Raw genomic sequence first — 25317 nt, forward strand, 5'->3', positions numbered from 1 at the left:
CAAGCTTCATAGCGCCTGCAAGTGCCGCGCGCGGGACAGGTGGCTGGCGCCCATGCAGGGAGTGAAGGTCGGCAGCTCCCTTCCGATCCGTCGCGGGGCAAGCGTCCCTTTCCGGCCCGGACGATTCTCATCAGGTGAGACCTGCCAGTGGAAGGATGCATGGCCCGCCGCTTGCGCGGCCGCGAACCCCCGTCCTTGTTTTTCATATGGAGAAACGTATGCCGGCAATCATCATCGGGACGCAGATGGAGAGGGGCCTCACCAAATGGCGGCACGGTTTCTCCGTCCCCGAAGAGGGGCCAGCCGACAGGCTGTTGGTGATCGAGTTCCATGGAGACCCATGGGAGATACCGGGATTCAAGGGCGATGTCCTGGACGTCGCCGAGTTGCGCGCGGCCTGCCCGCTCGCAGCGCAGGACTGGATCCCTTTGCAGGGCAACCTGAAATGCAAGGCTCAACTCGGTGTGCCAGCGCGGATCTCCATTCCGCTCAGCCAAGCGGCGAACCCGCGTTGAGATCGGGCCGCTCCAGGCTCATGAGCCCAACCTTCGACGCGTGTAGCCATGAGCATAAACCCGCACCGGCAGACCTACAGGACTGCGCCAATGGCGTTGGATGGCTGCACATCATTGAATTGAATGGTGGGCCGTGATGGATTCGAACCATCGACCAAAAGATTAAAAGTCTTCTGCTCTACCGACTGAGCTAACGGCCCAAAACAACGCCCCGGCCTTGCGCCGGGGTGCGTAGTCTACCCCAGCCCCGCGTCAACGCGAAATCAGGCGTAGCGGGTCGGGTCGGCCACGCCCGCATCGGCGAAGCCGGCGGCGCGCAGGCGGCACGCGTCGCAGTGGCCGCAGGCGCGGCCGTCGGCATCGGCGCGGTAGCAGGACACGGTGAGGCCGAAATCCACGCCCAGGCGCTCGCCCTCGCGCACGATGTCGGCCTTGCTCATGCGCTGCAGCGGCGCGTGCACGCGCAGCCCGACGCCTTCCACGCCGGCCTTGGTCGCCAGGTTGGCCAGGGTCTGGAACGCGTCGATGAACTCGGGACGGCAGTCGGGGTAGCCGGAATAGTCCACCGCGTTGACGCCGCAGAAGATGTCCGCCGCGCCCAGCACTTCGGCCCAGCCCAGCGCCACCGACAGCATGATGGTGTTGCGCGCCGGCACGTAGGTCACCGGGATGCCCTCGCCGCCCGCGTCCGGCACCTCGATGTCGTCGGTCAGCGCGGAGCCGCCGATGCTGCGCAGGTCGACATTGACGGTCTTGTGCGCCGCCGCGCCAAGCGCGGCCGCCACGCGCGTGGCCGCATCCAGCTCGGAGGTATGCCGCTGCCCATAGCTGACGCTCAGCGCATGCACGGCATAGCCCTGCTCGCGGGCGATGGCGACGACGACGGCGGAATCCATGCCACCTGAGAGTAGGACGACGGCGTTTTTCATTGAAGGGCCAAGATTGGGGATTGGAGATTGGGGATTCGCAAAAGCTACAGCACGCGATCGGACATCGGAGGGAGTTCTACGAATCCCCAATCTTCAATCCCCAATCCCGGCTTCTCAACGCCCCGGCTCGTCGTTCCACAGCAGCTTGTGCAACTGCATCTGGAAGCGCACCGGCAGGCGGTCGGCGACGATCCAGTCGGCCAGGTCGCGCGGCGCCAGTTCGCTCTTGCTCGGCGAGAACCAGACGGTGCAGCGCTCGTGCAGGCGGTGTTCGGCGACGATCGCGCGCGCCCAGTCGTAGTCGGCGCGGCCGCACAGCACGAACTTGATCTGGTCGCGCGCACTCAGCAGCGGCAGGTTTTCCCAGCGGTTGCGCGCCGCTTCCTGCGATGCGGGAGTCTTGATGTCGAGCACCCGCGACACGCGCGGGTCCACTTCGGCGATGTCCAGCGCGCCGGAGGTTTCCAGCGATACGTCGTAGCCGGCGTCGCACAGTTGCTCGAGCAGGCGCAGGCAGCGCTTCTGCGCCAGCGGCTCGCCGCCGGTCACGCAGACATGGCGCACGCCGTGGCGCGCCACTTCGGCCAGGATCGCGTCGATGTCCCACCATTGCCCACCATGAAAGGCGTAGGCCGTGTCGCAGTAGCTGCAGCGCAGCGGGCAGCCGGTCAGGCGCACGAACACGGTCGGCCAGCCGGCGCTCTCGGCCTCGCCCTGCAGCGACAGGAAGATCTCCGTCAGCTTCAGGCGCGGCAGCGGGCTTTGTACGATATCGCTGGGAACGGCGGCCATGGCGGGAAAGTATGCTCCCGCGACGATGGCGGCAGCGTTCGGGGGCTCAGCGCAGCTGCTGGCCGATGCGGATCGACTGCAGGCGGTCCTGCGCGGTGCGCGCGGCATCCGATCCCGGATACTGGCTGATCACCTGCTGCAGGGTCTGCTCGGCGTCCTGGGTGCGGCCTTCGCCGTACTGGGACAGGCCCAGCTTGAGCAGGGCGCCGGAGGCCTTGTCGTGGGTCGGGTAGCGGCCGATCAGGTCGCGGAACTGCGCCTCGGCCAGCGGAAAATTCTTGGTGGCGTAATAGCTCTCGCCCAGCCAATACAAGGCATTGGGGGCGTAGACGCCGTTCGGGTACAGCTCGAGAAAGCTCTGGAACAGATTCGCCGAGTCGGCATACTTGCCGGCCTTCAGCGCATCGAAGGCGACGTTGTAGCTGGTGCGCTCGTCGCCGTTGGCGGCGAGCGTGCCGGCGTCGCCATGCACCGACGGCGGCCGTTCGGAAACGGCGGCAGCCGGCTTGGCAGCGGGTGCGGAAGCGGCGGGTGCGGCAGCCCCGGCCGGCGGCAACGGCGGCGTCGCGCCACCCTCGATCCGGTTCAGGCGGCCGTCCAGGTCCAGGTACTGGTCCTTGGCGCGCTGCTTGAGTTGTTCGTTGTCGTGCTGCAATTGCTCGATCGTGGACTCCAACGACTGCACCTGCGTCCGCAGCTGGTTGAGCTGGTTCAGCATGTCGGTGTTGCCCTGGGTGTTCATTGCCTGCTGCTCGAGCGCGGACACGCGATCGGCGAGGCTTGCACGCTGCGCATGAGCCGGCGCGGCGGCCACCAGGGCCGCCGCGACGATCATCGATGTAAGGACACCGATACGCATCTATTACTGCGCCGTGTAGACGATCTCGACGCGACGGTTCTGCGACCAGCAGGACTCGTTCGACTCGGTGCAGACCGGACGCTCTTCACCGTAGCTGACCACGGTCAGCTGCGCAGCCGAACCGCCGGCAGCCTGCAGCGCCGAAGACACGGCGTTGCCACGACGCTCGCCCAGACCCATGTTGTACTCGCGCGAACCGCGCTCGTCGGCATTGCCCTGCAGGGTGATGCGCGAGGACGGACGGTCACGCAGGTACTTGGCGTGGCAGGCCATGATCGCCTGGAACTCCGGCTTCAGCGAGTCCTGGTCCAGATCGAAGTAGACCACGCGCTGGCGCAGGCAGGCATCGGTATCCAGATCGCCCGGGCCGTACAGGCCGGAGGTCGACGGGCCGGTCGGGGTGGTGGAACCGGTGGTGCCGGTGGTGTCGGTCGGGGGAACTTCCTTGACCTTCTTGGAGCAGCCGGCCAGAGCTGCAACGGACAACAGCGAAACAAGCAGAACGCGGGTGGTCTTGTTCATGGGGATACCTATATGGCTCCTGAGCCGAAAGGGGGTTCAACGCAGCGAAATATTAACATCAAACTTACGTGTCAACGCGCAGTCCGATACGGCGACCACGACGGCTCGCGCACGTCGCCATCGGCCAGGACCAGGCGCTGGCGCACGCGGGCATCGGCCGAGACCGCGTAAAGCACCCCTCGCCCGCCTTCGCGGGCGGCGTACAGGACCATGCTGGCGTTCGGAGCGAAGCTCGGCGACTCGTCCAGCGACCCCGTAGACAATGTGCTCCAGCGCGGCGAACCCAGGCTGCGGTCCATCATCGCGATCTTGTAGGTGTTGCCGCTGCCCTGGGCGACGGCGATCTTGTTGCCGTCGAAGGACACGCTGGCGGTGGCGTTGTAGTTGCCCTGGAAGGTGACCCGGTTGGCGCTGCCGCCGGTCGCCGCCACCTGGTAGATCTGCGGGCGGCCGCCGCGATCGGAGGTGAAGTAGATGCTGCTGCCGTCCGGCGCCCAGGTCGGCTCGGTGTCGATGCCGAAGTGGTTGGTCAGCTGGGTCAGCTGCTTGCTGCCCAGGTCCATCACGTAGATCTCCGGGTTGCCGCTGCGCGACAGCGCCAGGGCCAGCTTCTTGCCGTCCGGCGAGAACGAGGGCGCGCCGTTGATGCCGCGGAAGCTGGAGACCAGCTGGCGGGCGCCGGTGGCGATGTCCTGGATGTAGATCGAGGAGTTGCCGCGCTCGAAGCTCACATAGGCCAGCTTCTTGCCGTCCGGGCTCCAGTTCGGCGACAGCAGCGGTTCGGCCGAGCGCACGATGGTCTGCGGGTTGTAGCCGTCGGAGTCGGCAACCATCAGCGCATAGCGCATGGCGCCGCCCTTGCCGCTGGCGGTGACGTAGGCGATGCGGGTCCAGAAGGCGCCGCGCACGCCGGTGATCTTCTCGTAGATCGCATCGGCCATCTGGTGCGCCACGTCGCGCATCGCGCTGGCGCGCGCGGTCATCGCCAGGCCGAGCATGCGCTCGCCCTTGGCCACGTCGAACAGTTCGTACTCGACCCGGTAGGTGCCCTCGCCGGCATCCATCACCCGGCCGGCGACCAGGTAATCCTGCTTCAGCGCGCGCCAGGTGGCGTACTGCACTTCGCTGCCGCGGGTCGGGCGCTCGACGATCTGCGCCTCGGGCAGATTGCGGAACTGGCCGGAACGGTCCAGGTCGGCGCGGACCACCGCGGACACGTCGGTGGACGGTGCGGCCGCCGAACCCTGGTAGGGCATCGGCACGACGGTGATCGGGGTCGCCGACGCGTTGCCGCCGACGATGTCGATTTCCAGGCCCTTGTCCTGCGCGGACGCGGCCAGGGGGAGCAACAGGGCAGTCAGGACGGCAAGCCAGCGCGGCAGTTTCTTCATGGGTCGCTCAGCGGTACTCGGGAAGGCGCAAGAGATAGCAATGCGCGGGTGAACGTATTCGCAATCATGAACCACCGACATGTGAAGCCGATGGCAGGAAGCGCGGATTATCGCCTATCGCACCGCCGCCGGGGAGTTCCCGGGGCCCCGCCAGGCCCGGAAGCGGGCTTTTTGGACCCTGGGGCTGGGGCGTGGAGCGTGGCATCCCCAATCCCGAATCCCCAATCCCGGCTTCTCAGCGATCCTGCGCAGTGAAGTTGAAGGTCAGGTCGCGCGCGAACACCGATTCGAAGCCCCGGTACGGCAGCGGCTGCGCCCGCAGCACCGCGGCCTCGATCGAGCGCCGGCCCGCTTCGTCGTAGGGACAGTCGGGGCTGACCTTGGCCTCGATCACCTGCCCGCCGACGATCTGCTTGATCGCGATCTTGCACTTCTGCCCCAGCGGCACCGAATCCGGGCGCACCCACTGGCTCAGCACCGCCTGCTGGATCGCCGCGGCGTACTTGGCGGACAGGTCGGTGTTGGTGCCGTTCTGCCCGGGCGCAGCCTGCGGCGTGGTCGCGGCGGTGGCCGACGCCTGCTTGGCGCGCACGTCGGCCAGCTGGCGCAGCTTCTGCTCGGCCAGCTTGGCCTCGCGGTCGGCCTGCTCGCGCTGCTTGCGGATCTCGGCAATCTTCTTCTGCCGCTCCTCTTCCTGCTGCGCGGCCAGGCGCTGCTTCTGCTCGGCCTCCTGCTGGCGCTTCTGCTCGGTCAGGTCGATCTGCTCCTGGCGGCGCTTGGCTTCCTGCTCCTGCTTTTCCTTTTCCTGCGAGATCGCGGTGCGGCTGGCGCGGTCCTGGTCGACCTTGTCCGGCACCGGGATGAAGTCCTGCGCCTTCTGCTGCTGCTCGGTCGGCGCCTGCTGCGGCTTGGGCACGGGCACCGGTTGCGGCGGCGGCACGGTGTCGTCCTCGGCGACCTCCTTGACCGGTTCGGGCAGCGGCTCGGGCAGGGGCTTGGGCGCGTCCTGCACCGCCTTCTGCGCCGAACGCACGTCGGCGGCCGACACGACCAGCGAGGCCTCGACCATCGGCGAGCCCGCCGCCGGCTCCACCTGGCGCACCGGCGACCACCACCAGGCGAGGAAGAACAGCAGCCCGAGCAGCACATGCACGGCCAGCGCGAGGAGCACGCCGACGATCAGGCCCTGGTTGCTGTCCTGTTCGCGGGGCGGTCGGGAATCGGCTTCAGCGTGCATTGGTACCGGGCTGGCTCATCAGGCCCACCTTGGGAACGCCGGCCTGCTGCAGCATGACCATGGTGTCCATGACCAGCTGGTAGTTGGAATTGCCGGGCGCGGCGACGAACACCGGCACGTCCTTGTTCTGGCTGACGAAGGCCTGCATCTTCGCCTTCAGTTCCGGCGCGCCGATCTTCTCCGGCTTGCCGTCCTGCAGGGTCAGCGTGTAGCGGCCCTCGGCGTCGACGCTGACGATCACCGGGTCCTTCTTGCTTTCCACCGAACGCGCGGTGGAATCGGGCAGGTCCACGTCCACGCTCAGGCTGAGCAGCGGCGCGGTGACCATGAAGATGATCAGCAGCACCAGCATCACGTCGATGTACGGCACGACGTTGATCTCGGACTTGAGCTTGCGACGCTTGCGGCGGGAAATGGCGGCAGTCATGCGGGAATCCTGGGGTCTTGGGCGGAGCGCGCGGCGGCGCTCAGTCGCCGCTGGCCTGGCGCTGCAGGATGGAGCTGAACTCTTCGGAGAAGGTCTCGAAGCGCACCGCCATCCGCTCGACCCGGGTGGTGAAGCGGTTGTACGCCCACACCGCCGGGATCGCCACGAACAGGCCGATGGCGGTCGCGAACAGGGCCTCGGAAATGCCCGGCGCGACCGCGGCGATGCCCGCCTGCTGGCCGCTGTTGAGCATGTCGTGCATGGTCACCATGATGCCGAACACGGTGCCGACCAGGCCGACGTAGGGCGCGGTGGAACCGATGTTGGCGAGCAGCTCCAGGTTGCGCTCCAGGCGGTCCACTTCGCGCGCATAGGTCGCGCGCATCGCCCGCTGCGCGCCTTCCAGTTGGATGCGCGCGTCGAGCTTGCGCTTGTCGCGCAGGCGGGTGAACTCACGGAAGCCGGCCTCGAAGATCGCCTCCAGCCCGCCGACCACGCGGTTGCGGTCGGCCGCGCCGGCGTAGAGCTTGGTCAGGTCGGTGCCGGACCAGAAGCGGTTCTCGAAGTCGTCCGCGTCGCGGTTGGCCTGCTTGAACACCCGCGCCTTGCGGAAAATGATCACCCAGCTGATCAGCGAGCCGAGCAGCAGCAGCAGCACGATCACCTTGACCGGCAGGCTGGCCTTGATCAGCAGATCCAGGTAGTTGATGCCGCCATGGGCGGCGGTGCTGGCGACGGCCTGCGCGGCGGTCTGGGTCACGTCCTGCGGTAGCGCCTCCGCCACCGTGTCCTGCAGGGCCAGGAGCAATGCGATCATCCGTCGTTCCTCAGTAATGCTGCTTCAGTGATTTCGAGAGCTTTCAAAATGTCGTACAACGCGTCGTCCATGCCGCGCGGGCGGAAACTGCCGGCACCCAGCGCCGCGACCTTCACCTGCGCGCGCAACAGCAGTTCGCCGTCGCGATGGATCGACTGCGCGAACAGCAGGCTGGCGCGCCTGCACTGCGTCAGCGCGACGCCGACCTGCAACGCATCGTCCAGGTGGGCCGGGCGCAGGAAGTCGAGCTGCATCGCGCGCACCGCGAACACCAGATCGTGCTGCAGGCGCAGGCGTTCCTGTCCGTAGCCCAGCGCGCGCAGCCACTCCGTGCGCGCCCGCTCCAGAAAGGCGACGTAGCGTGCATGGTAGACCACGCCACCGGCGTCGGTATCTTCCCAGTAGATGCGTGTCGGCCAACTGAATAGCTGCCGGGATTCGGGATTGGGGATTGGGGATTCGCCGGGCAAAGGCGTGTCCTGGCGGCTAGCAGTCAAAACAGCCCTCCCGAATCCCCAATCCCGAATCCCGAATCCCGCTTGGGCGGCAAGCCCAAGTGCAGATAGGCCTTGTTGGTCGCCATGCGTCCACGCGCGGTACGGATCAGGTAGCCCTGCTGGATCAGGTAGGGCTCGATCACGTCCTCCAGGGTGCCGCGCTCTTCCGACAGCGAGGCGGCCAGCGACTCGACCCCGACCGGGCCGCCGTCGAAGTAGTCGATGATGGTGCGCAGCAGGCGCCGATCCAGGTCGTCGAAGCCTTCCGGATCGACCCCGAGCATCTGCATCGCCGCCTGCGCGACCTGCAGGTCGATCAGCCCGCCGGCGCGGACCTGGGCGAAATCGCGGACCCGCCGCAGCAGCCGGTTGGCGATGCGCGGGGTGCCGCGCGCGCGCCGCGCGATCTCCGCGCAGCCGTCGGCGTCGCAGGCGATGCCGAGAATGGCGGCGGAACGGCGCACGATCTTGCCCAGTTCTTCCGGGGTATAGAACGCCAGGCGCTGCACGATGCCGAAGCGGTCGCGCAGCGGCGCGGTCAGCAGGCCGGCACGGGTGGTGGCGCCGATCAGGGTGAACGGCGGCAGGTCGATCTTGATCGAGCGCGCGGCCGGGCCCTCGCCGATCATGATGTCGATCTGGAAGTCTTCCATCGCCGGATACAGCACTTCCTCGACCACCGGCGACAGGCGGTGGATCTCGTCCACGAACAGCACGTCGTGCGGCTGCAGGTTGGTCAGCAGCGCCGCCAGGTCGCCGGCCTTCTCGATCACCGGGCCGGAGGTCGTACGCAGGTTGACCCCCAGCTCGTTGGCGATGACATGGCTGAGCGTGGTCTTGCCCAGGCCCGGCGGCCCGAAGATCAGCACATGGTCCATCGCCTCGCCGCGCGCCTTGGCCGCTTCGATATAGATCGACAGCTGCTCGCGCACCGGCTGCTGGCCGAGATAGTCGGCCAGCCGCTTGGGACGGATGCTGGCCTCGACCGCGTCGTCCTCGCGGGTGGCGCTGCTGGCGATGATGCGGTCCATTTAGAGCCGGGATTGGGGAATCGAGATTCGGGATTGGTAGCGCAATAGTATCGACTGCAGGATGGCTTCGGCGCTATGGCCTTGACCAATCCCGAATCCCGAATCCCCAATCCCCAATCCCCAATCCCGGCCGCCGCAGGCGGCCTCAGATCTCCACCTGCGCCCCCAGCTCCACCAGCCGGTTGCCGGGGATGCGGAAGAAGCCGGTGGCCGGGGCGGCGTTGCGGTGCATGACCGCGAACAGCTTGTCGCGCCAGATCGGCATGCCGCGGTTGGCGCTGGCGACGATGGTCTCGCGGCTGGCGAAATAGGTGGTGTCCATCGGGTCGAAGTAGATGCCGCCCTGGTCGCAGGAGCGCATCAGCGCCAGCGGCACGTCGGGGGTCTCCATGAAGCCGAAACGCACGATCACCCGGTAGAACTCGTCGCCGATGGCGTCCATCTTCAGCCGCTGCTTGGCCGAGGCATACGGGACCGGCAGGGTCTCCACGGTCAGGAACACGTTGCGCTCGTGCAGCACCTTGTTGTGCTTGAGGTTGTGCATCAGCGCATGCGGCACCACGGTCGCGTCGGCGGTCAGGAACACCGCGGTACCGGGCACGCGTACCGGCGGCGCCAGCATCAGCCCGGGCAGGAAGCTGTCGATCTGGATGCCGTCCTTGCGAATTTCCTCGCGCAGCAGCTCGCGGCCGCGGCGCCAGGTGCGCATCATGGTGAACATCACGATGCCCAGCGCCACCGGGAACCAGGCGCCCTGCAGCAGCTTGGCGCCGTTGGCGATCAGGAACGCGGCGTCGATGACGAAGAACACCACGCACAGCGGCAGCACCCAGTTGCGCCAGCGCGGCCACAGCGCGCGCGCCACCAGCGCCAGCAGCAGGGTGTCGATCAGCATCGTCGCCGACACCGAGATGCCGTAGGCCACCGCCAGATTGGTGGAACTGCGGAAGATCAGCACCAGCGCGATCACCATCACCATCAGCAGCCAGTTGATGCCGGGGATGTAGATCTGGCCGATGGTGTCGTGCGAGGTGTGCTTGATCAGCATGCGCGGGATGTAGCCCAGCTGCATCGCCTGGCGCGCGATCGAGAACGCGCCGGTGATCACCGCCTGCGAGGCGATCACCGCCGCCAGCGTGGCCAGCACGATCATCGGGTACAGCGCCCAGCCGGGCACCGCCTCGAAGAACGGGTTCTTCAGCGCCGACGGATGCTTGAGCACCAGCGCGCCCTGCCCCAGGTAGTTCAGCACCAGGCACGGCAGCACGAAGAAGTACCAGGCGTGACGGATCGGGCGCGCGCCGAAATGGCCCATGTCCGCGTACAGCGCCTCGCCGCCGGTCACCGCCAGCACCACCGCGCCGAGGATCCAGACCCCGTGCCAGCCGTGGTCGAGGAAGAAGCGGATCGCCCACCACGGGTTGAACGCCTTCAGCACTTCCGGCGCGTCGACGATGTTCCAGATGCCGATCGCCGCCAGCGACAGGAACCACAGGCAGGTGATCGGGCCGAACACCTTGCCGACCTTCTCGGTGCCGAAGCGCTGGCCCAGGAACAGGATCACCAGCACCACCACGGTGATCGGCACGATGAACGCGTGCAGCCCCGGCGCGGCCACCTCCAGGCCTTCGACCGCGCCCAGCACCGAGATCGCCGGGGTGATCACCCCGTCGCCGAAGAACAGCGAGGCGCCGAAGATGCCGAGGATGCCGACCACGTAGGCCGAGCGCGAACCCTTGCGCATGGTGCGCTGGGTCAGCGCCATCAGCGCCATGATGCCGCCCTCGCCCTCGTTGTCGGCGCGCATGATGATGGTGACGTACTTCAGCGTGACCACGATCATCAGCGACCAGAACGCCAGCGACAGCACGCCGAGCACGGTGTCGTGGTCGCTGCTCAGGCCGTAGTGCGGCGAGAACGCTTCCTTGAGCGTGTACAGCGGGCTGGTGCCGATGTCGCCGAACACCACGCCGATGGCGCCGATGATCAGCGCGAAGCCGGCCTTGCCATGCGAGGCGTCGGCCGAATGGCCGGAGCCGGGAGACGGAGCGGGAGTGGTGGACATTGAGGGATCAGGTTAGCGCCGCGAGGCGTGAAGAAGGAGGTACGGCGCGCGGTCAGCGCAACGCGGCCTGCAGGGCCTTGCGGATGACGCTGGCGACCTCGTCGCCGTCGGCGGCGGCGTCGCGCGCCATCTTCGCCGCCTCGGCCGGCTTGTAGCCGAGCTGTTGCAGCGCCACCGTGGCCTCGGACACCGCATCGGTACCGAGCTGGCCGGTGACCGGCGCGCCGCCGCTAAAGTCCGCGGCACGGTCGCGCAGCTCCACCACCATGCGCTCGGCGGTCTTCTTGCCGATGCCGGGGATGCGGGTCAGCGCGGTGACGTCGGCGCTGGTGACCATGCGCGCGAACTCGTCCACGCTGACCCCGGACAGCACCGCCAGCGCGATCTTGGCGCCGATCCCGGTGACCCGCTGCACGTCGCGGAACAGCCGCCGCTCGCCTTCGCGCAGGAAGCCGTACAGCGACACGCTGTCCTCCTTCTGCGCGTAGTGGGTGAACAGGATCACGTCGCGACCGACGTCGGGCAGGTCGTAGAAGGTGCTCATCGGCGCCTCCAGCTCGTAGCCGACCCCGCCCACGTCGATCACCAGCCACGGCGGCTGCTTGTAGGCGAGGATGCCGCGCAGACGGCCGATCATTGGGCGCCTCGTGCGAGGCGCCGGGATTGGGGATTGGGGATTGGGGATTGGGTACAGCCGCGCGCAGGCGCAGGCACCTCGCTCTTGCGAATCCCCAATCCCGAATCCCGAATCCCGGCTCCACTCATTTTCTGCTCCAAGCCTGTTGCGTACTGACGCCCAGGCGCTGCGCGGTGGCGCGCACGTGGGCATGGGTGATGGCCACCGCCAGCGCGTCGGCGGCATCGGCCTGCAGTTTTCCGGTCAGACTCAGCATCAGACCGACCATATGTTGCACCTGCTGCTTCTCGGCCGCACCTTTGCCGACGATGGCCAGCTTGATCTCCTTGGCCGCGTATTCGTGCACCGGCAGGTCGCGCAAGACCACCGCGCAGATCGCCGCGCCGCGCGCATGGCCGAGCTTCAGCGCCGCGTCGGCGCTCTTGCCCATGAACACCCGCTCGATCGCCACTTCCTGCGGCTGGTACTCCTCGATCAGCGCGCCCAGCCCGTGCAGCAGGCGCTTCAGCCGCTGCGAGAAGTCGCCCTCGCCGAGCAGCAGCAGCGGCGCATGGTGGACATGGATGGTGCGGCCGCTGCCGTCGACGTCGATGATGCCCACGCCGGTGCGCTGCGAGCCCGGGTCGATGCCGAGGATGCGGACCTTGGCGGGACTCGGGACGCGGGACTCGTGACTCGAAGGGCTGGCTACGCGACTGGTTCGAACGGGTACGACCCCGGGCGACGGCGATGCATCGGGCCCCGTCGACGCGCCGTTCCGAGTCCCGAGTCCCGAGTCCCGAGTCCCGGCACCGTCCCGAGTCCCGGCCGTCGCCATATCAGCCGCCACTCAGCGCGGACTGGTCGGCATTGGAATAGACCGCCTGCACATCGTCCAGGTCTTCCAGCATGTCCAGCAGCTTGCGCACCTGCAGCGCGGTATCGCCTTCCACCGCGATGTCGTTGTCGGCGCGGAAGCTGATCTCGGCATGCTCGGCGGCCAGGCCGGCCGCCTGCATCGCGTCCTTGACCGCGTGGAACGCGTCCGCCGAGGTCAGCACGTCGATCGCGCCGTCCTCCGGATAGACCACGATGTCGTCGGCGCCGGCCTCGATCGCCGCCTCGGTGATCTTTTCCTCGTCGGCACCGGCAGCGAAGCTGAGCACGCCCAGGCGCTTGAACATGAACGCCACCGAGCCTTCGGTGCCCAGGTTGCCGCCGCACTTGCTGAAGGCGTGGCGCACGTCGGCCACGGTGCGCACGCGGTTGTCGGTCAGGCAGTCGACGATCACCGCGACCCCGCCCGGCGCGTAGCCCTCGTAGCGGATCTCCTCGTACTCCACCCCTTCCAGCTCGCCGGTGGCTTTCTTGATCGCGCGCTCGATCACGTCCTTGGACATGTTCGAGGCCAGGCCCTTGTCCATCGCCACGCGCAGGCGCGGGTTGTTGGACGGGTCGCCGCCGCCGGCGCGCGCGGCGACGCCGATCTCGCGGATGATCTTGGTGAAAATCTTGCCGCGCTTCGCATCGGATGCGTTCTTGCGGGCTTCGATCGAGGGGCCTCTACCCATGGGGCGTTCCGGACATCAGTAAGGACAAGCGGCGGATTTTACTCGATTGCGCCGCCGCGCCCGCATCCGCGGCACAACCGCTCAGGCGGCGAAGCGGCCATGCCGCAGGAACGCCGCGGCCTGGCGCGCGGCCACTGGCGAGAACAGCAGGCCGCTGTGGCTGGCGCGCACCAGGCAATGGTCGCGCAGGCCCGGCACGCGGGTCTCGGCCAGGGCCACGGTGCCATCCGAGTCCGGCCCCAGCGCGGCGATGCGATTGCCCACTCCCAACGCGACGCTGCCGGCCACCATGCCGACCGCGGCGGAGCCGTCCCACTGCCCAAGACCCTGCTGCAACAGGGCTGCGCTGCGCCCGAGGGCGACGCCGAGACCGCGTCGCAGCAGCGTCTGCGCCACCGCGCTGCCGGCCAGCGGGGCGCCCAGGCACACCACCCGGGTCACCGGCAGCTGCGGCGCCTGGCGCAAGGCCTGCAGCGCGATCAGCCCGCCCAGGCTGTGCCCGACCAGCGCCACCGGCCCCTGCTGCGCCAGGCGCTGGATCCGCTGCCGCAACCGCGGCAGCGCCGCCTCGGCACCGCCGAACGCGGTCGAATAGCCGAAGGTGGCGACGCGGAAGCCCTCGCGGCGCAACCGCCAGGCCAGCGGCCCGAGCCAGACACGGCCGTTCCAGATCCCGTGCAGCAACAGGACCTGCGGCAAGGGGTCGACCACGCCGCCCGCGGCAACCGTACGCGTGGCCTCAGCCACAGGTGATGCGGACGATGGCATTGGACGCATCCACGAACACGTTGACCCGGTCCGGGCGCAGGTCGCGGGTCGTCGGCTGGCCGGGGGCGATCGGCCGCAGCTGGCCAGCGCCGCTCTCCCGGCGGACCCGCGCCATGGTCGCCTCGGTCGCGGCCTGGCCGACCGCCCACGCCACCGGCTCGGCCTGGCAGCGGCCATCGCCCTGGGCCGCCGGCCCGCTACCGGCCGTTTGCAGCGAGGCCGAGGGCGTACACGCGGCCAGCAGCGGCAGCAAGGCGGCGGCGCATTTCAGTGGTCGCGACATGGCGTTCTCCTGTCAATCGCATGGCCTGCTGCGCGACGGCGCGCAAGTTCACCCAAAGCGCAACATCGTCCCAGGCCGATACAGACGATGCGTCGCGCCATCACACACCCACTCCACGCACCAGCGCAGTCGGCCGCGCACGCCACACGGCAAAGCGTCACAGTTCGAAAGGCCAGGGCTACATTCTCGCCCCATCCGCGTCAAGAAAGTTCGCTGGCGGTCGTTAACGCAAAGTAATCCATTGGTGCGTCCACTCGACGTAGCAACGGCGAAAGAACCCGCGTTATCTCTACATGCATGGAGCAATCGCTGCATGTCAAGCGGTAACCGTGTGAGTTAGATACCAGGCACATCGAACATTCAATCCCACGCACCAACTTTCGCGGCAAGGCATTCTCAACCCGGGTGCTATTCAGGGCCAGCCTGCTTATCGGCTAGCAGCGGGCAACGGAAACAGGATCGGAAAGCAGGTATGCGCAGTCATCAAGGAGAATCGCTGCATGTATAACAGAGGCATCATTTTGGCATCCTGCGTCGCCGTGGCGGCAGGCGTCTGGCTTGGAGGTTGCGTCTCGAAGGGCGGGGCCTCTCATGCCGCATCGAACGCCGGTCAAGCCGCGGCACAGGGCCAGGCCCCTGCCAAAACTGCGCTTCCCCGCAGCACCGCCAATGGTGCCTCGCCGCTCACCCCAGGCGCCGCCCCCTATTTCGACGCACCGGACAACGGCACGCTGGTCACCTATGTCGGCCACGCCGCGCCGACCAAGGAAGGTCCATTCGAGCTTTTTCCTGCGCGCATCAGCGAGCGCTATGCGTTGAGGGCGACGATGGAGGGCAAGATGACGATCGTCGCGCCGGACGGCAGCCGGCTGCAGATGGATTACGTCCGCCACACAGAAGGCAAGAACGGCAACTGGACCTGGGTTGGACGTTTGCCCGGCGCGCTGGTGGGTGAGGAATCGGTCATCACCTTCGGCAAGAACGCGGTGTTTGGTTCGCTCGGCGCCAGCGGCGGCAAGGTCTACCGGATTTCCACCGTCGACGGGCAACCCTATGTCATGGCGGCATCCGAGGTGGAATTGCGTTCGGCGGCGCCCAGCAGGCGCGGCGACGCACGGGAGATGCTGCCCAGCGCCAACGCTTCGCCGCTCGCGGCGGCCACCGGTCTCATTCCAAACTACAGCAACTTGGACAAGGTCAATGCCGCAGCCGGCACCACCTCGACCAATACGATCGACGTCGTGCTTGGCTACACGCCGGACTACAAGGCATATCGGGGCGGGGAGTCGGCCATAGAGACGGTGTTGACCAATCTCGTCGAGGTCGCCAACCAGGCCTTCGCCAATGCCAATGTGCAGGCGCGCTATCGCTTGGTCGGCACCATAGAAGTCGGCTATATCAACAACAACGACAATAATCAGGCGCTGGACGAACTGACCTGGATCCAGGCCTACAACGACGCATTCCGCCCGATTCGCCAGGTGCGCGAAAACTACGGCGCCGACCTGGTCGGACTGGTCCGCCGTTTCGACAGCGCCAGCCAGAATAATTGCGGCGTCGCCTGGGTGAACGGAGGAACCGATTCCCGCTATGCGTACGCGATCGTTTCCGATGGCATCGACGGAAGCTACTACTGCCCCTCGACGACGCTTGGACATGAACTCGGGCACCTGCTAGGTTCGTATCACCAACGCGAAACCGGACAAGAAACCGGATACAACTACGGGCACCGTAGCGACGTGGGCAGCTTCCACACGGTGATGGCGTACGCCGTCAACGGCCAGCGCGAGGTCAACATCTACTCGACTCCATTGATTCAGGGGTGCTATGGAGAGGCCTGCGGGGTGATTGCCCAAGCCGACAACGCGACCGCGTTCATGCTTACCGTCCCTCGCATTGTTCAATTCAGAGCGACCGTCGTTCCGTTCGACGATTCGAGTTCGCCAGGCCAGATCGTCGGCCCCTCCGGCAAGTGCCTGGATGTGGTGGACGGCAGCACTGACAACACGGCGCCGATTCAGGTCTGGGGATGCAATGGCTTGCGCCAGCAGAAATGGTATTGGCAGAGCAAAAGCCGGGCGCTGCGCAACAACGGTACCGACAAGGTCCTGGATATCGCAGGGGTGAACAGCAGCAACGGCGCGGGTGTGCAGCTCTACCAAGCATTCAACTCATCCAACCAACGCTGGAGCTTCCGGTCGTCCGCCATCATCGCCACCGGCGGCAAGGTGCTGGACGTGGTCAACGGGGGATCCGCCAACGGCGCGCGTCTGCAGACCTGGGACAACCTCGGCGGCACCAACCAGACATGGAAGTTCGATCCGGCAACCGGCGCCATCCAGGTGGCCAGCGGACGTTGCCTGGACGTGATGAGCGGCGGCGTGACCAGTGGCACCGCAGTTCAACTATGGGACTGCTCGGGGAACAAGAACCAGAAATGGACGCTGGGCACGAATGGCTCGCTCATCGGCTACGGCGGCAACTGCCTCGAAGCCAATGGCCCGTCCGGCGCGAACGGCAACCCCATCCTGATGGCCACCTGCAATGGAAGCGCCGCGCAAACATGGCGGATTCGCGGGCAGATCCGCAGCGACCTGAACAGTAAATGCCTTGATGATTCCGAAGGCGGCAGGACCAATGGCGCACGCGTGCAGATGTGGGACTGCCTAGGCAATCCCAACCAAACCTGGGAAGTGCAACCCAACTAGGCGAGCGGGTTTTCCCCGAAGGGCGTGTCGCTCATTCCCCATCGGATCGTTCTTGTTGCGCCTGCGCGAGCAGCGACGAACGGATGGAAATGAACGACACGCTCCGCTGGCATGGCGGCATGCACAGTCGAAGAATGCGCCACGCTGCAGGCCTCTTCGGCATGCACAGCACTTCGAGTGACAACGACGACTGCGCCGAAAGCAGATGCCGTTTCGCCAACAGCGATCGGCGATCAACAGGGCGCAAAACCGTCTAGGCAATGCGCGGCCGACGGCCAGACTATCGGTGCGCCACGCGGCGCAGAATGAACTCCAAATCGCGGGTCTGCCCGACCGGGAATTCGTAGGTGCCGACCTTCTCGAAGCCGTAGCGCGCGTAGAAGCGCTGCGCGCCGAAGTTCTCCGACCACACGCCGATCCACAGCGTGCGCGGGCCTTGGCGTTCCAGCCAGGCCAGCGCGGTCTCGAACAGGCGGCTGCCCCAGCCGCTGTTCTGGTGCGAGCGCAGCAGGTACAGCCGCTTCAGTTCGCCGTCGCCAGTCTGCACCTCGGCGTGCGGCAGGCCGCAAGGGCCGGCCGCGGCATGACCCACCGCCGCGCCGTCGTCCTCCAGCAGCCAGATCGCGTACTCCGGATGCTGCAGGATCGTGCGCTGCCGCGCCGCGGTGTAGTGCTCGTCGAGAAACCCGTGCAGGTCTTCCGGCGAGTACAGGTGACCGAAGGTCTCCGTGAAGGTGGCCGCGGCCAGCGCCGCCAGCGTGGCGGCGTCGTCCTCGGTGGCCTGGCGGATCGCCAATGCCATCGCTCAGCCCTGCACCGGCTTGGCGCGCACCTGCACGTGCACTTCGGCCAGCTGCGCGTCGGCGATCGGCGACGGCGCGTCGGTCATCAGATCCTGCGCGCCGGTGGTCTTGGGGAACGGGATCACGTCGCGGATCGACTCGGTGCCGGCCATCAGCGCGGCGATGCGGTCGATGCCGAAGGCGATGCCGCCGTGCGGCGGCGCGCCGTAGTTCAGCGCGTCGAGCAGGAAACCGAACTTGGCGCGCGCTTCCTCGGCGCCGATGCCGAGCAGTTCGAACACCGCGCTCTGCATCTCCGGGCGATGGATGCGGATCGAGCCGCCGCCGATTTCGTTGCCGTTGAGCACCATGTCGTAGCCGCGCGACACCGCGGTCCTGGCATGCGTGCGCAGTTCGGCGATGTCGTCCACCGCCGGCGCGGTGAAGGGGTGATGCAGGGCGACGTAGCGCTGCGCTTCCTCGTCCCATTCGAACATCGGGAAGTCGGTGACCCACAGCGGCGCCCAGCCCTCGGCGACCAGGCCGAAGTCCTTGCCGGCCTTCAGACGCAGCGCACCCATGAAGTCGGAGACCTTGTTGTAGCCGCCGGCGCCGAAGAACACGATGTCGCCGCTGCCGGCGCCGACGTGCTTGACCAATGCGGCGAAGGCCTCTTCGGAGAAGAACTTGGCGATCGGCGAGCTGATTTCGCCGGTCTCCGACAACTTGATGTAGGCCAGGCCCTTGGCGCCGTACTTGGCGGCATGCGCGGCGTAGTCGTCGATCTGCTTGCGCGACAGCGTGGCGCCGCCGGGTATGCGCAGCGCGGCGACGCGACCGTCGGCATCGGCGGCGGCCGCGGTGAACACCGGGAATTCGCTGGACTTGACCAGTTCGGCCACGTCGACCAGTTCCAGGCCGATGCGCAGGTCCGGCTTGTCCGAGCCGAAACGGCGCATCGCCTCGGCCCAGGTCATGCGCGGGAATTCGGCGGCCAGTTCCACGTCCACCACTTCCTTGAAGATGTGGCGGATCATCTGCTCCACCGCATCCTGCACGTCGCGCTCGCGCACGAACGCGAACTCCATGTCCAGCTGGGTGAACTCGAGCTGGCGGTCGGCGCGCAGCGCCTCGTCGCGGAAGCAGCGCGCGATCTGGTAGTAGCGGTCGAAGCCGGCCACCATCAGGATCTGCTTGAACAGCTGCGGCGACTGCGGCAGCGCGTAGAACTCGCCCGGATGCATGCGCGCCGGCACCAGGAAGTCGCGCGCGCCTTCCGGGGTGGCCTTGGTCAGGATCGGGGTTTCGATGTCCTGGAAGCCGCGCTCGTCCAGGTAACGGCGCAGCCCCTGCACCAGCTTGATGCGGGTGCGCTGCATGCGCTGCATCTCCGGGCGGCGCAGATCCAGGTAGCGGTACTTCAGGCGGGTTTCCTCGCCCGGGTTCTCGTGCGCATGGAACGGCAGCGGCGCGGCCTTGTTGAGGATGGTGATGCGGGTGGCGATCACCTCGACCTTGCCGCTGCGCAGCTTGTCGTTGACCGCATGCCGCGCGCGCACCGCGCCTTCCACCTGCAGCACGTCCTCGTAGCCCAGCGAGGCGGCGACCGCGAACACCTCCGCGTTCTCCGGCTCCACCGTCACCTGGACGATGCCCTCGTGGTCGCGCAGATCGATGAAGCAGACCCCGCCGAGATTGCGGGCGACATCGGTCCAGCCGGCCAGGGTGACGGTTTGGCCGATCAGGGTCTCGTCGACCAGGCCGCAGAAGTGGGTACGCATCGCAAACTCCAAGGTGGGGCCGCCGGCGCAGAACGCGCCGGCAAGCCGGATATTCTGCGGCGCGGCGCCGGCCCGGGCAAATCCCGCCGCAACTCACCTGGCCTTAAGTTTCCGTGAGGCTATAGTCCGCCCACAGTCACGGGCATCGGAGGGGACCCATGTTGAAGCAGCTGAGCGGTTGGTTGTTGGTGGCCGGCCTGACCTTGGCCAGCGGGCCGGTGGCCGCGCAAAGCGCGCGCGCCTATGCGCCGGAGGACCTGCGGCAGCTGTCGGTGCCGAGCCGGGTGCGGGTGATCGAGCGCGAATACGCCGACCAGAGCCGCGGCCGGCAGATCCCCGACGACCAGTTGGAGTTCTACCTGGACCAGATCGACCGCGGCTGGGGCTTCGGCCGCATCCAGCAGGACATCTCCACCTCGCTGCGCGGCAGCAGCGGCCAGTGGCGGCCGCAGCCTGGCTTCAATGCCCAGACCATCGCCTGCTCCAGCAACGACCGCAAGCGCCGCCAGTGCGCGACGCCGTTCCGCGGCCGCGCGCGGCTGGTGGGCGCGCTGTCGGATTCGCCGTGCATCGAGGGCCAGACCTGGGGGTCGGGCCCCGGCGTGGTGTGGGTGGACCGCGGCTGCCGCGGCCGCTTCGCCGAAGGTCGCGGTGGCTGGGGCGACGGCGGCGGCCCCGGGCCGGGTCCTGGCCCGGGCGGCACCATCCGCTGCGAGAGCCAGGACCAGCGCCAGCGCGTCTGCACCACCGGCTGGCGCAATGCGGTGCTGGTCCGGCAGCTGTCCGACACCCGCTGCATCGAGGGCCGCAGCTGGGGTCAACGCGACGGCGCGGTGTGGGTGGACGATGGCTGCCGCGGCGAGTTCGCCGAAGGCCGGGGCGGCGGCGGTGGCGGCTGGGGTCCGGGCCGCCCGCCGTCCGGCGGCGATTACTCGGTGACCTGCAGTAGCGACGACAAGCGCCTGCGCAGTTGCGCCTGGGACCGCCGCCAGGGCCGCCCGGCGGTGATCCAGCAGCTGTCCGGCACCACCTGCGTCGAAGGCCGCAACTGGGGCTACGAGGGCAATGCGGTGTGGGTCAAGGAAGGCTGCCGGGCACGCTTCGGCGCCCGCTGAAGCCTCCCAGGCAGGAACGCGAACGGCCCGGAGGCGACTCCGGGCCGTTCGCATTTTTCGGGACGCCCCGCCCCGCTCCGGGACGCCGCGCTCAGGTCGCGGCGGGCTTGGCGGCAGGCGCCGGCGTAGCCGCGGGGGTTGCGGCAGGTTTGGCCGCGCTGTCGGTGGACGCGGCGGCCGGCTTGGCCTCGCCGGTACTGCCGCTGCCGGACTCGGCCAGATTGCGCTTCTTGTCGCCCTCCTTCTTGAAGTCGGTCTCGTACCAGCCGCTACCGGACAGGCGGAACGACGGTGCGGTCAGCTGGCGCTTGACCGCGGGCGCGCCGCACGACGGACAGGCGTCCGGATCGGGATCGGACAGTTTCTGCAGGCGGTCGAAGCTGTGACCGCACTCGGCACATTGGAAGGCATAGATCGGCATGGCGGCAAAAACGCGAAAGGAACAGAGGCAGCCAGTATGGGGCCCGGGCGCCGGCTTTCAAGCGATACCGGCGCGTGGCGCCCTGACCTGGATTTCCCAGCGGGCCGCAGCGTCGCTGCACAGGTCCGGGAACCGCGGGCCGCTCAAACGGCCGCCTGTGGCAGCGCCGGCCGCGGCGGGTCGACCGGCAGCGGTGCCGGATCTTGCGCAGCAGGCGCCTCGAGCAGGCCCTGGGCCGGTGCCGCCGGCAACGGCGCGGCCTCGACCGGGTCCACGTCGAACGGCATGCGGAACAGCAGCGACGGCAGCAACGTGCTCAGCGCCGCGTACAGCAACAGCGCACCGAACAGCGCATCGGCGATGGCGAAGCGCTCGCGCAGGATCGCGGCCAGCACCAGGGTGAAGATCAGGGTCGGCGCCAGCGCCAGCGACACCCGCAGGCTGCTGCGCGCATCCTCGCCGAACAGCAGCCGCCGCTGCAGCCAGACGATGCCGATGCGCAGCGGCAGCACGCACGCGGTCAGCGCCAGGCCCAGCCCCAGCGCCTGCAGGCTCAGCGCCCCGCTCGGCACCTTGGTGCCGGCGTTGAAGAAGTAGAACGGCACGAAGAACGAAGCGAACAGCCGCACCGCGTGCAGGTTCTCGTCGGAGGCCAGCAGCGGCATGCGCTGGCGCAGCAGGCGCGCGACCAGCCCGGCGATGAACGCGCCGACCAGGTAATACACGCCCAGCGAATAGGTGATGTAGGCGGCGATCAGCCCGACCATCACCAGCAGCGAGAACTCCGACCCGGGCGCCTGCGGCGCCACCCAGCGTCCCAGCGCCACGAACAGCAGCGGCAGGCCGACCAGCATCGCCAGCAACGCCAGGCTGGACAGGCCCATCCGCCAGGGATCGCCGGCCTGCAGGATCACGAACAACGCCGCCAGCGCCAGCAATTCGCCGGCGATGGCCTTGCTGGTGACCCAGAAGCGCTCTTCCTCGCTGAGCCCGAGCCGGCCCAGCGAATCGATGATGAAGCCGGTGGACGGGGTCAGCAGCGCCAGCGCCAGCAACCCGGCCGCCTGCCACGGCAGCGCGGCGTAGCGCCAGGCCAGCCAGCCGACTCCGAACAAGGTGCCGCCGCGCACCAGCAGGTGCAGCAGCAGCGGCCACAACCCGCGGCGCAGCGCCTTCAGGTCCACCTCCAGGCCGGCGAACAGGAACAGCGAGGAGATGCCGAGCGTGGCCAGCAGCGCGATCACCGCATCGTGCGCCCGCTCGCCCATCGCCAGCATCGCGACGATGCCGAACAGCAGGCAGGTCAGCGGCGCCGGCAGCTTGAAGCGCTGCAGCGCGCGCGGGATCACCAGCAGGGCGAAGATCAGCAGCAGGTAGATCAGTTCGTGGCTCATCGGGCAGCGTGTCCATCGTGGGGGGCCACCGGCGGCGACGGCGGCGGCGCCAATGATGCCGCGTGGCGCGCACGGGTGTCGTCACGCCGCACCGGCGCCTGCAGCGGTTGCCTGTTCCCTATCCGGATGCAGGCGGGCGGCCTGACACGCGAGGCACCGGCTCCAGCGCGGCCGTGGCGAGACGTGTCGGCCTGCCTCGCCGCTGGCACGCACCCTGCGCATGCCGTGTCGCGGATGCGCGCGCACGGCGGCACGTAACGCAAACAGGCAGTCACACACACGCAACCATGTGTCGACACCATCGCAGCCCCCACACAAGCATTCACCCTTGATGAATTTTCCGAAAAGTTTCCGTACGCCGCGGCGCACGACACTCGCCCTGCTGCTGTCGGCGATGGTCGCCCACGCCCAGGCGGCCAGCGACGCCGGCGCTCCTGCCGCCGATGCCGACGCGCAGGTCTCCACCCTGGACCAGGTACAGGTCGTCGGCCAGGCCACCACCTACGCCAAGACCAGCGTCAGCAAGGAGATGCTGGACCGCCAGTTCGCGATGGGCAGCGTCAACGACGTGCTCAACGAACTGCCCGGGGTGATCGTGACCGAGGCCGATGCGTTCGGCTCCTCCGACTGGGGCACGCAGATCAGCATGCGCGGCTTCGTCAGCAACCGCGATACGCAGCAGATCGGCACCACCATCGACGGCCTGCCCAACGGCGGCTCGGCCTACGGCGGCGGCTCCAAGGCCAACCGCTTCATCGACACGCTCGACCTGGAGACGGTCGAAGTCAGCCAGGGCACCGCCGACATCGCCTCGCGCTCCAACGAAGCGCTGGGCGGCACGCTCAACTACCTGACCAGCGAACCGCTCGACGCGCAGCGCGTGCGTATGGCCGTGGGCATCGGCGACAACGAGGCGCGCAAGTACTACGCGCGCTACGACACCGGCCTGATCGGCACCAGCAAGGCCTGGATCAGCGCCTCGCACAGCAGCAACACCGACTGGATCGACGGCAGTGGCCACACCACCCGCGATCATCTCGCCGGCAAGTTCGACAGCGACCTGGGCGCGTGGAAGCTCAGCGGCTACCTGTCCTACGACGATGCCGACGAATCCGAGTACAGCAGCGTCACCCCCGAGCAGTTCGCGCGCGATCCCGAGCACGACCTGCTGACCGGCACCCTCACCGGCATTCCCTATCTGGACCAGAACTACCGTTCCGGCTCGCGCGCGCTGCGCAAGAACACCTTCGGCTACCTGCGCGGCGCGTTCGACGGCGGCAACGGCTTCAAGGCCACCCTCGCCGGCTACGCGCATCGCATGGAAGGCCGTGGCGACTGGATCCCGCCGTACCTGGTGGACGTGACCGACGACGGCAGCGGCAAGCCCGAATCCGAATACACCGGCGGACACACCGTGTACGGCGGCAGCGACCTGGGCAAGATCTACTTCGTCACCCCCACCGGCGCGGCGGCGACGATGCTGGCCGGCTGCAGCGGCAGCGCGACGGTGCCGGCCGAGTCCGATCCGGCCTGCTACCCGACCGGCTCGCAGGCGGTGCAGTCCTACCGCCACAGCCACTACGACAACGACCGCGCCGGCTTCACCGCCGATGCGGAATGGCGCGCCGACCTGGGCGCGATCGACAACACCGTGCGCGCCGGCGTGTGGCTGGAAAAATACCAGCGCAGCGTCACCCGCGACTGGCACCGCTTGCTCGACGTCGGCACCAACATCGCCTTCGACCACGTGCCGTACTGGGTGCAGTTCAAGGACGACTACGACACCGACGAGCGCATGTACTACGTGGAAGACGTGATGCGCTACGGCAATTTCGCCTGGCGCGTGGGCGTCAAGCAGTTCTTCGTCGACCAGACCCGCGACCGCCGCATCGGCGACAGCGAACACGTCGAGTCGGACTCGCATTCCGATCCGCTGGTCTCCGCCGGCCTGACCTGGACCACCCCGGTGAAGGGCCTGGAAGCCTTCGCCGGCTATTCGCAGAACTTCGCCGCGATTCCGTCCGGCGTGCTCGGCGAGACCGACCCGGTGGCGCTGAGCCGGGTCAAGCCGGAGACCGCCGACAACATCGAGCTGGGCCTGCGCATGAGCCGCTGGCCGCTGACCGGCAGCGTCACCGTGTACGACATCCGCTTCGACAACCGCATCGTCTACGTGCCGGCGAACTTCGTCAGCGGCATCGACTATCTCGGCGAGACCGACGGCGTCTACGAGAACTTCGGCGGCGTGCATGCGCGCGGCGTGGAAGCGGCGCTGGGCTACGGCTGGGACAACGGCTGGCGGGTCAACGGCGCCTACACCTTCAACAAGGCGACCTACCTGGGCAGCGGCGACGCCGCGCGCGACACCGCACTGGAGATCACCCCCGGCTCGCAGGTGATCGGGCAGCCCCGCAACACCCTGGTGGCCTCGGCCGACTGGCAGGGCCAGGCCTGGTCGTTCGGCATCTCCGGGCGCTACCTCGGCAAGCGCTACCTGGATGCGTCCAACAGCAACAGCCTGGACGGCGTCACCACCTTCGGCGCGCACCTGGGCCTGAGCCTGTCGCAGCTGTCGGCGCAGCTGCAGGGCGTGAAGCTGGACCTCAACGTCAGCAACCTCACCGACAAGCGCTACCTGGAAGGCGTGGACGGCAGCGACAGCGCGTTCATCGCCGCACCGCGCACGGTCGGCCTGACCCTGACGCTGGATCTGTAATCGCGCAGCCCGCATGCTGCGTCCTCGCCGGCGGCCTGGCGCCGCCGGCGAGCCCTTTTCGTCCCGTCCTGCCGGTGCCC

The 25317-nt window shown here is 67.9% G+C and carries 24 protein-coding genes and 1 tRNA gene; 4 read left to right on the plus strand and 21 right to left on the minus strand.

Annotated elements, in window-relative coordinates; all coding sequences use genetic code 11:
- Positions 1–218: 218 nt before the first annotated feature.
- Positions 219–515, plus strand: a complete 297-nt coding sequence (locus HDC36_RS09265; protein WP_179566524.1) for a hypothetical protein — start codon at positions 219–221, stop codon at positions 513–515.
- Between the two features lie 124 nt (positions 516–639).
- Here the strand turns inward: HDC36_RS09265 and HDC36_RS09270 are convergent.
- From HDC36_RS09270 to HDC36_RS09350, 17 genes are all read right to left on the minus strand, one after another.
- Positions 640–715, minus strand: a tRNA-Lys gene (locus tag HDC36_RS09270).
- Between the two features lie 63 nt (positions 716–778).
- Positions 779–1444: a 7-cyano-7-deazaguanine synthase QueC gene (gene queC / locus HDC36_RS09275; RefSeq protein ID WP_179566526.1), complete on the minus strand. Its 666-nt coding sequence runs from the start codon at positions 1442–1444 to the stop codon at positions 779–781.
- Positions 1445–1558: 114 nt separating this feature from the next.
- Positions 1559–2236, minus strand: a complete 678-nt coding sequence (gene queE / locus HDC36_RS09280) for a 7-carboxy-7-deazaguanine synthase QueE (RefSeq protein ID WP_179566528.1) — start codon at positions 2234–2236, stop codon at positions 1559–1561.
- A 46-nt stretch (positions 2237–2282) separates the two neighbouring features.
- A complete protein-coding gene (gene ybgF / locus HDC36_RS09285) occupies positions 2283–3095 on the minus strand; it encodes a tol-pal system protein YbgF (RefSeq protein WP_179566530.1) in 813 nt (270 codons plus the stop codon).
- A gap of 3 nt (positions 3096–3098) precedes the next feature.
- Positions 3099–3617 (minus strand): peptidoglycan-associated lipoprotein Pal, encoded by a 519-nt coding sequence (gene pal / locus HDC36_RS09290; RefSeq protein WP_179566532.1) that lies wholly within the window; start codon positions 3615–3617, stop codon positions 3099–3101.
- A 71-nt stretch (positions 3618–3688) separates the two neighbouring features.
- A complete protein-coding gene (gene tolB / locus HDC36_RS09295) occupies positions 3689–5008 on the minus strand; it encodes a Tol-Pal system beta propeller repeat protein TolB (RefSeq protein ID WP_179566533.1) in 1320 nt (439 codons plus the stop codon).
- Positions 5009–5243: 235 nt separating this feature from the next.
- A complete protein-coding gene (tolA, locus tag HDC36_RS09300; protein ID WP_255432662.1) occupies positions 5244–6245 on the minus strand; it encodes a cell envelope integrity protein TolA in 1002 nt (333 codons plus the stop codon).
- Positions 6235–6672: a protein TolR gene (gene tolR, locus HDC36_RS09305; protein ID WP_179566534.1), complete on the minus strand. Its 438-nt coding sequence runs from the start codon at positions 6670–6672 to the stop codon at positions 6235–6237. The genes tolA and tolR overlap by 11 nt, the downstream gene beginning before the upstream one ends.
- A 40-nt stretch (positions 6673–6712) precedes the next feature.
- Entirely contained in the window at positions 6713–7489 is a 777-nt protein-coding gene (gene tolQ / locus HDC36_RS09310) for a protein TolQ (protein WP_003478956.1), read from the minus strand.
- On the minus strand, positions 7486–7959 hold the full coding sequence (gene ybgC / locus HDC36_RS09315) for a tol-pal system-associated acyl-CoA thioesterase (protein WP_179566535.1): 474 nt from the start codon (positions 7957–7959) through the stop codon (positions 7486–7488). Before ybgC ends, tolQ begins: the two co-directional genes overlap by 4 nt.
- Positions 7960–7982: 23 nt before the next feature.
- The gene (ruvB, locus tag HDC36_RS09320; protein WP_179566536.1) at positions 7983–9017 is read right to left on the minus strand and encodes a Holliday junction branch migration DNA helicase RuvB; all 1035 of its coding nucleotides are present in this window, start codon (positions 9015–9017) and stop codon (positions 7983–7985) included.
- A gap of 145 nt (positions 9018–9162) precedes the next feature.
- Positions 9163–11082: a potassium transporter Kup gene (locus HDC36_RS09325; protein ID WP_179566537.1), complete on the minus strand. Its 1920-nt coding sequence runs from the start codon at positions 11080–11082 to the stop codon at positions 9163–9165.
- A gap of 52 nt (positions 11083–11134) precedes the next feature.
- Complete coding sequence (gene ruvA / locus HDC36_RS09330; RefSeq protein ID WP_179566538.1) at positions 11135–11719, minus strand: Holliday junction branch migration protein RuvA; 585 nt, start codon at positions 11717–11719, stop codon at positions 11135–11137.
- 124 nt (positions 11720–11843) lie between these two features.
- Positions 11844–12356, minus strand: a complete 513-nt coding sequence (gene ruvC / locus HDC36_RS09335) for a crossover junction endodeoxyribonuclease RuvC (protein WP_179567957.1) — start codon at positions 12354–12356, stop codon at positions 11844–11846.
- A 181-nt stretch (positions 12357–12537) separates the two neighbouring features.
- Positions 12538–13269: a YebC/PmpR family DNA-binding transcriptional regulator gene (locus HDC36_RS09340; RefSeq protein ID WP_179566540.1), complete on the minus strand. Its 732-nt coding sequence runs from the start codon at positions 13267–13269 to the stop codon at positions 12538–12540.
- 81 nt (positions 13270–13350) lie between these two features.
- Positions 13351–14016, minus strand: a complete 666-nt coding sequence (locus HDC36_RS09345) for an alpha/beta fold hydrolase (RefSeq protein WP_343204329.1) — start codon at positions 14014–14016, stop codon at positions 13351–13353.
- Entirely contained in the window at positions 14009–14320 is a 312-nt protein-coding gene (locus tag HDC36_RS09350) for an I78 family peptidase inhibitor (RefSeq protein ID WP_179566542.1), read from the minus strand. Before HDC36_RS09350 ends, HDC36_RS09345 begins: the two co-directional genes overlap by 8 nt.
- A 500-nt stretch (positions 14321–14820) precedes the next feature.
- Between HDC36_RS09350 and HDC36_RS09355 the strand changes: the two genes are divergently transcribed.
- Positions 14821–17028, plus strand: coding sequence for a ricin-type beta-trefoil lectin domain protein (locus HDC36_RS09355; RefSeq protein WP_179566543.1), 2208 nt, complete (start codon positions 14821–14823; stop codon positions 17026–17028).
- Positions 17029–17308: 280 nt separating this feature from the next.
- On the opposite strand, the gene HDC36_RS09360 is transcribed toward HDC36_RS09355, so the two are convergent.
- Positions 17309–17830, minus strand: a complete 522-nt coding sequence (locus HDC36_RS09360; protein WP_179566544.1) for a GNAT family N-acetyltransferase — start codon at positions 17828–17830, stop codon at positions 17309–17311.
- Between the two features lie 3 nt (positions 17831–17833).
- Positions 17834–19591 (minus strand): aspartate--tRNA ligase, encoded by a 1758-nt coding sequence (gene aspS / locus HDC36_RS09365; RefSeq protein WP_179566545.1) that lies wholly within the window; start codon positions 19589–19591, stop codon positions 17834–17836.
- Between the two features lie 395 nt (positions 19592–19986).
- Between aspS and HDC36_RS09370 the strand changes: the two genes are divergently transcribed.
- A complete protein-coding gene (locus HDC36_RS09370; RefSeq protein ID WP_343204341.1) occupies positions 19987–20706 on the plus strand; it encodes a DUF3011 domain-containing protein in 720 nt (239 codons plus the stop codon).
- 91 nt (positions 20707–20797) lie between these two features.
- On the opposite strand, the gene HDC36_RS09375 is transcribed toward HDC36_RS09370, so the two are convergent.
- The gene (locus HDC36_RS09375) at positions 20798–21127 is read right to left on the minus strand and encodes a zinc ribbon domain-containing protein (protein WP_179566547.1); all 330 of its coding nucleotides are present in this window, start codon (positions 21125–21127) and stop codon (positions 20798–20800) included.
- Positions 21128–21270: 143 nt separating this feature from the next.
- The gene (locus HDC36_RS09380) at positions 21271–22521 is read right to left on the minus strand and encodes a cation:proton antiporter (protein WP_179566549.1); all 1251 of its coding nucleotides are present in this window, start codon (positions 22519–22521) and stop codon (positions 21271–21273) included.
- A 331-nt stretch (positions 22522–22852) separates the two neighbouring features.
- On the opposite strand from HDC36_RS09380, the gene HDC36_RS09385 reads away from it, so the two are divergent.
- Entirely contained in the window at positions 22853–25237 is a 2385-nt protein-coding gene (locus HDC36_RS09385) for a TonB-dependent receptor (RefSeq protein WP_179566551.1), read from the plus strand.
- Positions 25238–25317 lie beyond the last annotated feature (80 nt).

It is taken from the genome of Xanthomonas sp. JAI131, from assembly GCF_013410075.1.
GTDB lineage: Bacteria > Pseudomonadota > Gammaproteobacteria > Xanthomonadales > Xanthomonadaceae > Xanthomonas_A > Xanthomonas_A bonasiae.